The 10,769-nt window shown below is 67.0% G+C and carries 10 protein-coding genes and 1 pseudogene; 1 reads left to right on the top strand and 10 read right to left on the bottom strand.

The features are described 5' to 3' along the window. Together IH13_RS0130675 and IH13_RS0130680 are read right to left on the bottom strand one after the other, a co-directional pair. Positions 1 to 505 (bottom strand): immunity 49 family protein (locus IH13_RS0130675; protein ID WP_199814901.1); only part of this gene is annotated, 505 nt, incomplete at its 3' end. A gap of 19 nt (positions 506 to 524) precedes the next feature. After that, positions 525 to 1,379: an immunity 49 family protein gene (locus IH13_RS0130680; protein ID WP_031089395.1), complete on the bottom strand. Its 855-nt coding sequence runs from the start codon at positions 1,377 to 1,379 to the stop codon at positions 525 to 527. A 500-nt stretch (positions 1,380 to 1,879) separates the two neighbouring features. Between IH13_RS0130680 and IH13_RS41540 the strand changes: the two are divergent. Then, positions 1,880 to 2,288 (top strand): annotated as a pseudogene (locus IH13_RS41540) (transposase family protein); the annotation flags it as partial. A gap of 18 nt (positions 2,289 to 2,306) precedes the next feature. Here IH13_RS41540 and IH13_RS0130685 read toward each other — a convergent pair. From IH13_RS0130685 to IH13_RS0130720, 8 genes are all read right to left on the bottom strand, one after another. After that, positions 2,307 to 3,410, bottom strand: coding sequence for an ISAs1 family transposase (locus tag IH13_RS0130685; protein WP_234433450.1), 1,104 nt, complete (start codon positions 3,408 to 3,410; stop codon positions 2,307 to 2,309). 244 nt (positions 3,411 to 3,654) lie between these two features. Continuing rightward, positions 3,655 to 4,131, bottom strand: coding sequence for a hypothetical protein (locus IH13_RS0130690; RefSeq protein WP_051835984.1), 477 nt, complete (start codon positions 4,129 to 4,131; stop codon positions 3,655 to 3,657). Positions 4,132 to 4,256: 125 nt separating this feature from the next. Beyond that, positions 4,257 to 5,117: an immunity 49 family protein gene (locus tag IH13_RS0130695; protein ID WP_234433452.1), complete on the bottom strand. Its 861-nt coding sequence runs from the start codon at positions 5,115 to 5,117 to the stop codon at positions 4,257 to 4,259. 21 nt (positions 5,118 to 5,138) lie between these two features. Beyond that, on the bottom strand, positions 5,139 to 7,853 hold the full coding sequence (locus IH13_RS0130700; protein WP_031089404.1) for a hypothetical protein: 2,715 nt from the start codon (positions 7,851 to 7,853) through the stop codon (positions 5,139 to 5,141). Further along, positions 7,850 to 8,278 (bottom strand): DUF6507 family protein, encoded by a 429-nt coding sequence (locus IH13_RS0130705; protein ID WP_031089406.1) that lies wholly within the window; start codon positions 8,276 to 8,278, stop codon positions 7,850 to 7,852. The genes IH13_RS0130700 and IH13_RS0130705 overlap by 4 nt, the downstream gene beginning before the upstream one ends. 102 nt (positions 8,279 to 8,380) lie before the next feature. Further along, positions 8,381 to 8,692 (bottom strand): pore-forming ESAT-6 family protein, encoded by a 312-nt coding sequence (locus IH13_RS0130710; RefSeq protein ID WP_031089408.1) that lies wholly within the window; start codon positions 8,690 to 8,692, stop codon positions 8,381 to 8,383. Positions 8,693 to 8,747: 55 nt separating this feature from the next. Continuing rightward, positions 8,748 to 9,083: a hypothetical protein gene (locus tag IH13_RS0130715; protein WP_031089410.1), complete on the bottom strand. Its 336-nt coding sequence runs from the start codon at positions 9,081 to 9,083 to the stop codon at positions 8,748 to 8,750. Positions 9,084 to 9,203: 120 nt separating this feature from the next. Then, the gene (locus tag IH13_RS0130720) at positions 9,204 to 10,622 is read right to left on the bottom strand and encodes a DUF6177 family protein (RefSeq protein WP_031089412.1); all 1,419 of its coding nucleotides are present in this window, start codon (positions 10,620 to 10,622) and stop codon (positions 9,204 to 9,206) included. Positions 10,623 to 10,769: the final 147 nt, after the last annotated feature.

The following is a 10,769-nucleotide window of genomic DNA, read 5'->3' on the forward strand; positions in this document are numbered from 1 at the left end:
ATGTGTATAAGAGACAGGTCTGGAGGGTGTCGATCCAGTCGTAGTGGTAGGCGTCGAAGCGTGAACCGTTCTCCTGGAGCAGGGAGAGCGGTACGTGGCACAGGGCGGTGATCCGGTCCTTCTCGCGGCAGATCACTGCCAGGTAGAAGGCGGTGATCCAGGAGCCGGGCGTTACGTACCACTGGGGGCCGGTGGCCTGGAGCGTACGGTCCTGGTGCGCGATGCGGCACTGGACGTGCTCTTCGGTCGTGGTCGCGGCGGCGAACACGGCGGAGCTGACCTGCATCGCGGTGACCCACGCATCCCACGTGGGGAAGATCGCTGCCCGCGGGTCCAGCAGGCAACGGGACTGGGCCAGAGTGAGGGTGGTCTGCTGGGTGTCACCCAGGTCGGTGGAGTCCACCTCAAGCCCGTCGATCAACTCCTGTGCTTCCTCCTGGAGGACGGCGATACCTGCTTCGGCCTGTCCTGTGGGAAGGGGAGGGCGAGGAACGGTCGAACCCACGGTTCACTCCCTCGGGAGACTATGCGTCGAACTCGCCGCGCCAGGCGAAGTCCAGCAGGGCGCTCGGCAGGTATCCGGACTCTGTCTCGATCGGGATGCCGTTGGCCTTCGTCAGGCACGCTACCGCCAACGGGACGATGGCCACGACCCCTTCGATGTTCTGGGTGCGGTCCTCGTCGGCCGTCCAGTACTCCTTGTGCCAGCGCAGAGCGTCGTGCAGAGCCTCGTTGAAGCCCGCTGCGTCGTTGCGCAGGTACCGGTAGAACATCATGATCGGGGGGTACTCCAGCTTCCCCATGGTCTCGGCGTCCAGGATGCGAGCCTCCTCGGGGGCGCTCAGATCCACGGCCCGCACCAGGTGCCGGCTGACGTCGTCGCGTCGCAGCCAGAAGCTCTGAAGGGCCTCCACCCAGGAGTAGACGTACTCGTCCAGCACGCCACCGCAGTCACGGAGCAGCGATACAGGAACCCGCGCCAGCATGTCCAGGCGGGCGGTCTCCCGGCAGATCAACGCCAGACAGAAGGCACTGATCCAGGTCCCCGCGTTCAGGTAGAACTGCGGGCCGGTCGCTGTGAGTTGCCGTTCCTCCTGTCGGATTTTGCAGGTCACCGTCTCCTGGTCGGTCGAGGCGGCCGCGAAGACCGCCGAGTACACCTGCATGGCCAGCAGCCATGACTCCCAGGTCTCCAAAGCCACCGCGTCCGGGTCTCCGACGCAGCGGATGCGCGCCACGTTCAAAGACGTCGTCAGTGACGCGCTCCTGGCGCCGTGCGAGGCCTCGATGGTCTGCAGCGAATCGGCCAGGGACTTCTCCATGACGGGCACGACTGCCTCCATCGCCGCCGTCGGATAGCCCTGCCTGGACACGCTCATGGCCACTGCTCTCTCCCCCTGTCCGACTCAGATCTTGAAATACGCGAGGACCGCGTCGGCGTACGTTCCCTCGCCTTCGACGGCCTTTACCATCACATACTCCAAGTTTCCGTTGTCGAGTGCCGGTCTCAGTTCGGCCGCCAGACCGGCATTGGTCCAGACCTTGCCCGCGCGGCGTCGGTCACCGAAAGCGTAGGGCGAGCTTCCGTCTCGGCGATGATGGTCTCCAGGTAGCGCCTGGTGCGGTGCCCTGCTTCACCATTATGTTTGCGGCGGCACCCTTCCCCCTGCGCCAGATGAGGCCTGAACCCGGTGCCTTCGCCTCAATGAGCTTCTTCGTTGTGGCCACCGATCGGGTGACGGCCCGCGAAGCGCAACGAGCGAGGCCCCCGGGCTGTTGAGCGAGATGTCTGACGTCTCAATCACGTTGCTCGGGAGCCTCGTGGGTCATCCCTCCTGCCGCTCTCGACCTGCCGCATGCACTCGTGGAGTGGGTCACCATGCTGATCACCCCCCGTGAGGGCGACCGGCGCTGCAAGCTCCGTCCGTCCCAGCGCGCGATGGTGGCACTGGTGTACCTGCGCGAACACACCACTCTGGCGAAGATCGCTGCTGGGTTCGGATCAGCGAGTCCACCGCCCATGCCACACCAGCGCGGTCGTCGACCTGCTCGTCGCACGTGCACCGGGTCTGCTCAAGACGCTGCGCGAGCACGAACCCGACTTCGTCGTGCGCGACGGCACTCTCGCCGAATGCGACCGAGTCGGCGACGGCAGGGCCGACTACTCCCACAAGCACCGCCGCCACGGCGTGAACGCGCAGGTCGTCACCGATCCCGGCGGTCGGCTGCTGTGGCTCTCGCCCGCCCTGCCGGGCCGCACCCACGACCTGACCCAGGGTCCGTTGCATGATCAGTTTTGTCCGGGTTCATCCGGCGAGGCTGAGGGCAGTCAGGGGGCGGTGGCAGTCGCGGGCGGCGTGACGTAGCGCGGCGGCGATGTTGGTGTGGCCGTCCTGGCGGTGGATGCCGATGGCGAGGTTGCGCAGGCCGGCCATGACGCGTGGGAGCCGGCCGGTATGGATCTTGGAGTCGTCCTCGCGGAAGGTGCGGTCCCGGACGTGGTGCAGAAGATTTTCGATCTTCCAGTGCCCTCTGGTCCACGCGGCGAGCTGAGGGCCGCTCACGGCTCCCGGTGGCAGGCTGGTGATCAGGTAGACGCGCTCGATGGTGAGCTTTTCGCTGGTGAAGTCCTTGCGCCAGCGCACGGCTTGGAGGGCCTGGCGGGCGTCGGGATAGTCGATGTGCGCGAAGGAGGCGGTCTTGAGGCGCCGGATCTCCTTGCGGTGGTGGGCGCGGGTGCGCTCGTAATGGTCGAGGGTGATCTCCTGCCAGGGCAGGTGGCGGACGCGGTCGAACAGGCCGGGGTGGTTGGCCTTGACCTGGGCGATGTAGTGGGCGCCGCGGGTGCCGAGGTAAGTGCCGTGGGCGTGCTGGGTGTGCAGGGCATCGGCGGTGATCACGCTGTCGGTGAGATCGATGTTGTCCAACAGGGGCTGGAAGGCGGGTATGTCGTTGCTCTTGTCGGCGATCTGACACTGGGCGAGAACGCTGCCGCTGTGGTCCATCGCGGCGAGCAGGGTGACGTGCGTGGCCGTGGCGGTGCGCGAGCCGCGCAGGGCCTTGCCGTCTACGGCGATCGCCCGCAGCCCGGGCTCGCTCGGGGTGGCCCGGGCGGCGAGGAAGGCGCCGATCGCCCGGTCCAGGGCGTCGCCGTCGAGCTGGACCAAAAGACGGCGCAGGGTGTGGGGATGCGGGATCGACACGGTGCCGGTCAGCCGGTCGACGGGGAAACCGAGGGCCCGGCAGGCCCAGGCCGGGGCATCCGAGACCCATTCCGTGATCGCGGTCAGTGAGCGGGCGCCGGCCAGGACGCTCGCCGCGGCTGCTGCGAGCAGGGCGGACAGCAGGTAGCGGCGTCCGCGAAAACCTCGCGGGTCGGGCATCGTCTCCAGACACAGTGCGTCCGTCAACGGGGCCGGTGCAGTGACCTGAGCCAGTTGATCCAGTGCGGAGGGCATGAGGGAAGATGGAGGAGCGGGCACGGACTCACCAAGTGTTCATGGGGCTTCGACACTCACATGATCACTGAGACCGTGCCTGCACTGCATTCGCCCTCCGCCCGGACCGGGACGCCCCACCCCAACTGCAAACCAACCCGGCATTCCAGACAGAACTGATCATGCAACGGACCCTGGGCGGAGTCGGCCCGCACAATCAGCACCGCTTGGCATAGCCGTGGACGGGCTTGATGGTGTCGTCCAGATCGAGGTGGGCGGATGGTGTCCGAGCCGGGCAGCAGCGGTGTGTGGGCCGCCAGGCGTAGCAGCAACCGGCGGCTGACGGCATGGAGTTGTTCACGTGTCCGTGAGTGAAGGGCCGCAGGAAGCTGCCCAGCGTGGACGGCGCCCGCACCCCGCGAAACGGACCGTTCACGGCGCCGTGCCGCAGCCGGTCCATCTCGTCGATACTGCCCGCGCCCACCGCCATCCCCGCGACCAACGCCATCACCTTCGACGCCTGGAAGGCGCCGGTGCCGTTGGCCGACGCCGGCAGGCGCACCAGCTCGACAACCAGACCGGGCAACCCGCACCGCTCGGCCAGGCGCACCAACGGAGCCAGCCCGCCGTACGCGATCAGATTCGAGTCGTCGAACCGCGCGGAAACCCCCGCTGTTGCATGGGAAGATTGCATCTCGGAAGTGCTCTCGTGAACGTGCTTGATGTGGTCCTAGAGGGAAACCTCACCATCGCAGGTCACAGGGCACTTCTTCGTTTCCGGAGAAGTTGTCCACAGGCATCAGGTCGGTGGATCCAGGCTCAGGTGTCGTACTCGCCGATCCAGCTCCGCTTCAGAAGATCCTCGGGGAGGTACTCGGACTCGACCTCGATCGGAATGCCGGCGTCATACGCCATGCATGCAATGGCCAGCGGTCCGAGGGCTACAAGACCCTCGCTACTCATGGATCGCGCCTCGTTTCCGGTCCAATACTCCTTGTGCCAGTTAAGGGCTTCAGTCATCACCGTATTGAATTCGTCTGCCTCTTGACGCTGGTATCGGTGGAAAAGCTCGAGCGGGGGATAGAGGATCTTCAGCATAAGCTCTTTGTTGGCGATCTGAGTTGCTGTGGGGTTGGTTCCGCTGATCGCCGCGGCTAGAGCGCTCCAGGTCTCCCGCCGACCGAACCAAGCGTTCTGGAGGGCTTCCACCCACGCGTAGATGTAGTCGTCGAACTCCGCGCCGGATGCGCGGAGAAACGAGATGGGCACCTGAGCCAATTGGTTGGCGCGCTCGTTCTCGCGGCAGATGGCTGCCAAGTAGAACGATGTAAGCCAATTACCTGCATGCAGGTAATCCTGCGGGCCGGTCGCAGGAAGGTTTGTGACTTCGCCCCGGCTCCCGATTCTGCACTGCACTGGCTCGCTAGTCGCCGTGCCTGCAGAAAAAAGGGCAGAGCCGGTCTGCATGGCCGTTACCCAGGCTTCCCACGTCAGAAATTCACTAGCCGTGGGGTCCGTCAAGCAGTGCCACTGCGCCGTAGTCAACGTCATCATGAGGGCGTCGTAACGGTAGTCCTCTGACGTATCAATCATGCTGAGAGCTTCCTTCGTGCCCTCGATGACCGGAGCCATGGCTTCAGTCGCGTTCTCCGTGGGGAACGCGTGTCGGGGGATGCGCATAACCACAGTGCCTCCAATTTATTAGACTTGAAAATGTTCGATTACGGTGCCTGTGTAGGAGAACCCCGGATTGTCGTTGGCCTTTACCAGGATGTATTGCAACTTTCTGTTGGTCAGTGCGCTGCGGAGTTCCTGGGCAATTTCTGCGTCCCGGTCACCGCGTCGAGTCATCTCGGCAAGAATAGTGCGAATATACGGCTTTGTTCCCTGCTTTACCCGCATGCCTTGGGCCCCGCCGTCGTCCCCGAGGTGCGGTTTTGCCGGATCCTCCGGGTCGGCGCGCCCTTGGCGCCAATCGAGGTCTCCTGACGGGGCTTTCGCCTCCACGATGAGATATCCCCCGTCTTCATCGAGCTTGTATACAGCGTCGAACATGTTCGCGCCATTGGGGGTCTTCGGGAGTTCGGTCCACTCTGCTTCCGGGAACTTATGTGGAATCGCATGCAATCTGGCGGCTTTCTCGCCCAGAGTCTCGGAAATTTTACTGTTGTTAGGCAGATTTCCGAGCTGCGTGGCGTACGCCTCCTGTGCTTTTGCGAGGGCTTCTTGGTTTGCGTTTGACGGTGTCTTCTCGGCTATCTTTTCCGCGTTAAGGAGGTCTACCGACAAGCGACGGTTCTTCGCCGCTGTGTTGAGCTCTGACAAATTCTCGGCGGGGATTGTATCTACGCCGAGCGGCGTTTGGTTGAACTTGACCTCTATTGGCCCGCTCGGAAGGTCGTGCGTGGCTATCCACTTGCCGTCCGCGTCCTTGGTCAGTTGGGTAAGCGTAGCGCCGTCAACTGTCTTGCGGGAGGGACGACGACGGCCTAGTTCATCATAATGTTCCTTGAACCATGACTGGTCCGGGCCGTTGGCCTTTCGTACGTGCTCATCTTGTATCCGTTTCAGCTCACCGGCGGCCAGGTCGGAACGGCCGCCGCTTCCTGTGCGACCTCCTGCATGATTCGCGGGCGTGGCCGCGTTATCGCTGGCGCCGGTCGGGGGGTCCTGGCCAACCTTGGGACTCTGATGCGGGATGTCGCGGTAGCCAGAGACGGTGTTGTCAATAGAGTGACCATCGGCCGTGGTGGTGTTGCCGCTGGTGGGTAGGTTGTCGCCCGGGGCGGCGTTACTCGGGAGCCGGTTAGCGACACTGCCGGGTAGGCGATCTCCCACGCTGCTTCCAGGGAGGCCGCCCTCTACGCGCCCCGTGTCGCGCATGCGCATCCCGTCGTCCGCCGCGTCGCCCACACGTGCCCCCGCCCCGACCAGTACCGGCTGTCTGACTGGGGTTTCGACGCGGTCGTGATCCGGAGTGTTCGGGTCGGCTGTCTTGCCCTGTTCCTTGAGGGCGTCCTCTCCCTTCTGGAGGAGGTTGCCGTGTTGGTCGTAGAGGTTGCCGTTGAGGTCGGCGTAGGCGGCGCCTTCGTCGAAGGGGTTCTTGATGGTGCCTTCGGGTAGGGCGATGGTGCCTTCTGGGAGTTTGACGGTGCCGTCGGGGAGTCTGGTGGCGCCGTGGGGGAGGGTGGCGCCTGCCGGGACGTCGAGGGTGCCGTCGGTGAGGCGGGTCCAGCCGTCGGGGAGGGTGAAGACGTTGTCCGGGAGGGGCGGTGTCTCGATCTTGCCCAGGTTCTTGAGGCCGGCCATGACGTCGCCGATCTTCGACAGGCCGGCGCCCGCGCCCTTGAAGACGTACGTCATCGGGTCGACGATCCGGCCCACCTTGCCCGCGGCGGTCAGGGCCTTGGCGGCGAGCGCGGCTTTGCCGGCGCCGGAGGCGGCGGCGCCGGTGCCGCCGGTGAAGACGGTGGTGACCACGTTGAAGGTGACGGTACCGGCCGCGCGGGAGGGGTTGTCCCCCCACTGGTCCCAGGCCAGCAGGGCCTTGCCGGTCTCCTTGACCGCGGTGCGGGAGTCCCGCAGCCAGGAGGGCAGGTCCTTCTCGTCCGCCGTCCAGAACGCTTCCGCGGCGCCGGGGACGATGGTGATCGCCACACCGGTGGCGAGCTGGGCCAGGCCCTTCCAGGCCTGGCCGGCCGCGTCGAAGCCGTCGAAGCCGACCAGGGTGCCCAGGCCCTTGATCGTGCCCCACACCCCGTCGACGAAGAAGCCCTTGGTGAACTCCCAGGCGTGCTCCCACACCTGCCACCCCGGGATCGACTCGACGAGCGGATCACCCCAGGGCAGCCCCTCGACATGCTCAAGCGTCTCGGCGTCGTAGCCGTACTGATGCTTGCTGTCGGAGCCGTCGTGCTTCTTCAGCGGCACACCACAGACCAGGGCGACGATCTTGTTGTAGCAGGTGATCTCCGCTTCCTGGAAAGCCGCCCACGTCTCACGGATCTCGTCGCGGCGGTGGTTGTTCTCGTCGACCAGGTCGCCGTCCTCGCGCCACTTGTCGTCCGCGTTGATCTTCACGAGGAACGCTCCCGCGTCCCGCTTGATCTCCTTCAGCTTCTCCACCAGCGGGTACACCTCGTCCGAGTACGTACTCAGCGCACGGGAGATGGCCGTGAGATCGGACTTCAGCTTCTGGCCGGTGTCCACGACCGGCTTCGTCGTGGCGAAGAGCTGCTCGGCCTCGGGCGCCTGGTAGAACGCCTGCAGGCCGCCGAAGCTGCTGTGCACGTCCCCGGTCGTCGTCGCGACGCTCTCCGCGGCCGAGGACAACTCGGTGACCTTCACATCCAGCGTCGCCAGGTTCCCGGTGAACACCGGGATGCCTTCCAGGACGATCGGTTCGGTGTTGCTCACTTCGTCGCCCCCGGCGTGTCCTTGAGCACGTCCAGGCGCACGGCCTTCGCCGCGTCCTGCGCGTGCTTCGCCGCGTCCAGGTCGCCGGCCACGTACGCGTTGGTGGCCTTCGCCGCCCCCAGCACCGCCGCCTGGATCCGCTCCGCCATCGACTTCAGGTCAGTCTGACGTGTCGAGAGGTACTGGCTCAGCGCCGCCGCCACCGGACCCAGCGTGGGCTGCGACAACGGCGCCGCACCCACCGGCACCGGCCCCTGCAACGGCAGCGAGGCCTCCGTCCCCGGCACCGCCGTCCCCGCGGCTGTCGCCGCCTCCGACATCGTCGTGACCAGAGCCGTCAGTGCCTTCTCCAGGTCACCGGCATGTGTGCCGGTGACCTGCAACTGCCCCTGCACACCCTGCGGTTTGATGTCCCATGCCGACACCGGCATCCACCCCCGTGAATCGAACCCACACCACTCGGCAGGAACGTTCCTCCCACCACGACCGGCAGCACCACAACCGGCAGCACCTCAACCGGCAGCGCATCAACCGATGTTGGCGACCGCCGCCTTCGCCCGCGCCAGCGTCTGCTGCGCCGTGGCGTCGTTCTTCTCCAGCGTCGTCTTCAGCAGCTGGATGATGTTGCGCACCTCCTGCGAGGCGTTGTTCCAGCGCAGTTCCTTGCCGTGGTAGTCATCGGCCACACCATCGGCCGCGAAGTCCAGCATCGCCGCCTTCACCTGCGCGTCCCGCGCCTGGATCACCTGCTCCAGACGGGCGATCACCATCTGGATGTTGCCCTGCGCCTCGGTCGAGGCACCCGTGTCGTACGAACGCCGGTCGCTGTCCCCAGCCATGCTCCATCACTCCCCGTGCCAAAGATGTGGATACGCCCTCGAAGAGACGCCGCCGTCAGCCACGGCCCGAGAAGCGGGCCGCGTCGAAGTTCGCCGACGCCATCAACGACGTCGCGTTCTCACCCTGCTCCTGATCACCCGTACCGAACGCCGCGTCCATCCCCGACTGCCCGCCCAGCAGCGCCGCCAGCGAACCGTTCAGCGCCGCCGTGATCTCGTCCGAACGCTCCTTGAACGAGTCGAACGCCACCCGGCCCGCACCGTTGAACTTGCCCTCCAGCGGATGCGCCGCCGCGATGAGCTGACGGATCAGATCACCCAGGTCCGTACTCGACTCCTGCGAACGCGACATCAGGTTCGTCAGGACCGATGCCCCCATGTCGAACTTCATCAGGCTCCCCCTAGCAGGCCGAACAATCGAACGTTCGACCATGTCTATCAACCCGGACATCACCGGTGCAATCGGCAATGCGCCGTCTGTGACGGACCTATGACAGGGCGACAGCCGGCCTCACGCGCCCTTGAGGTGGCGCATCAGCTGTTCGAAGTCCCGCCAGCCGGCAAGGTCCGACGGGTCGCCCGGCAGCGGGTAGTAGAGCCCGGGGCGGGCGCGCGGGCCCAGTTGGAGCGGGCGGGCCCGCAGCGGGGTGCGCCGGGCGCGGTCCTCGGGGAGCCGGCGGACCTCCTCGGCGCCGAGTACGAAGGCCAGCGGCACACCGGGCCCCTCGAAGCGGGGCGGTACCGCGAGGTCGCGGCGGGCTTTGCGGAGTTGCACGAGCATCGACTGGAGCCGGTGGCGGGTGGCGAGCGCCTCGGCGGCCCGGGGCAGCGCCTCCAGCGGCAGATCCTCGTCCGCCCCGTAGCCGAACGCCAGCGTCACCTCCTCCTCCACCCCTGCCGTCGTCCGGGTGACACGCACCGTGGCGAGCCCCGGCCGGTCCGGGCTGCCGACGACCACCGCCCATGTCGGCTCGGGGGACCGCTCGTGGGCGAGGTCGGTCAGGCGCTGCGGTGACCAGGGGAGGTTGGCGGGCTCCGCGGTCCCCCAGCCCGCCGGGGGCGCGCCGGTGAGCTCGCGCCACACCGACTCCAGGCCGCCGCCGAGCACCAGGCGGTCGTCGGCGGGGTGGATCGACCGGAACGTCAGGGCCAGTTGGCGTTCCGCCGTCTCGGTCGTCTCCCGGTAGGAGGCGGCGACCAGGGCCTGCGGGTCCTCGGCGGTCGCGCCGGGCCCCGCGACTGGGGCGAACAGGCCGTCCTGCCAGCGGAGTACGGCACCGGACAGTCCGTCGTAGTAGCCGTCCCGTTCGTCCTGGACGACCCAGCGGGACGGCCAGGTGCTCAGGAGGTGGCGCGCCGCGGGGGAGAGCGTCGTCCCGGGCGGGGCGACGACCTGAAGTCCCAGACCGGCCTCGGCGGCGGCCCGGAAGGCGTCCGCGAGCCATGCGGTCAGGGCGACCACCGGACGGTCCTGGATGACGACGGCGACCTTCTCGGTGAGTACGTCGACGGCGGGCACCGCGGCGGCTGGGGCGGGGGCGACACCCGCACCGTCGGTGGGCACCACCGCCAGCGAACGGGCCGCCTCCGGTGGCCAGGCCGAGCCGCCGGCCAGGTGGGCGAGCCGGGCGGCGAAGGTGCCCGCGAGCCGTTCCGCCTCGGCGACGCCCGTGGTGGCGCGGGCCTCCGTCCACCAGAACGGAAGCGGCGGCGGCGTGGCACCGAGCAGGCGTTCCGCCTCCCCGGCGACCTGGACGAGCAGCGGCGCCTCGACGGAGACCAGGGGGCGTCCCTCCGTGTCGCAGAGCTGGATGACGGCGCCGTCGCCGTGGGTGTCCACCAGCTTGTCGGGCCCCCCGGAGAGCAGCCCCACGAGCACGGTCCACGGGTCGGGCATACGGGTGGTGAGGGCGATGACGTCCTTGGTCATGCGGCGTCGGTTCCTTCTGGGTCAGGAGGTGAACTGCTACGCGGGCGCGTACACGGTCTGGATCAGGCGGTTCGGCTGCCCCCTGCGGATGAACACGCCCCGGCCCGCGGGCTGCCGGCTCGCGTACACACCGGGGAACAACTGGCT

The organism is Streptomyces sp. NRRL WC-3549, from assembly GCF_000721935.1.
Taxonomy (GTDB): Bacteria; Actinomycetota; Actinomycetes; order Streptomycetales; family Streptomycetaceae; genus Streptomyces.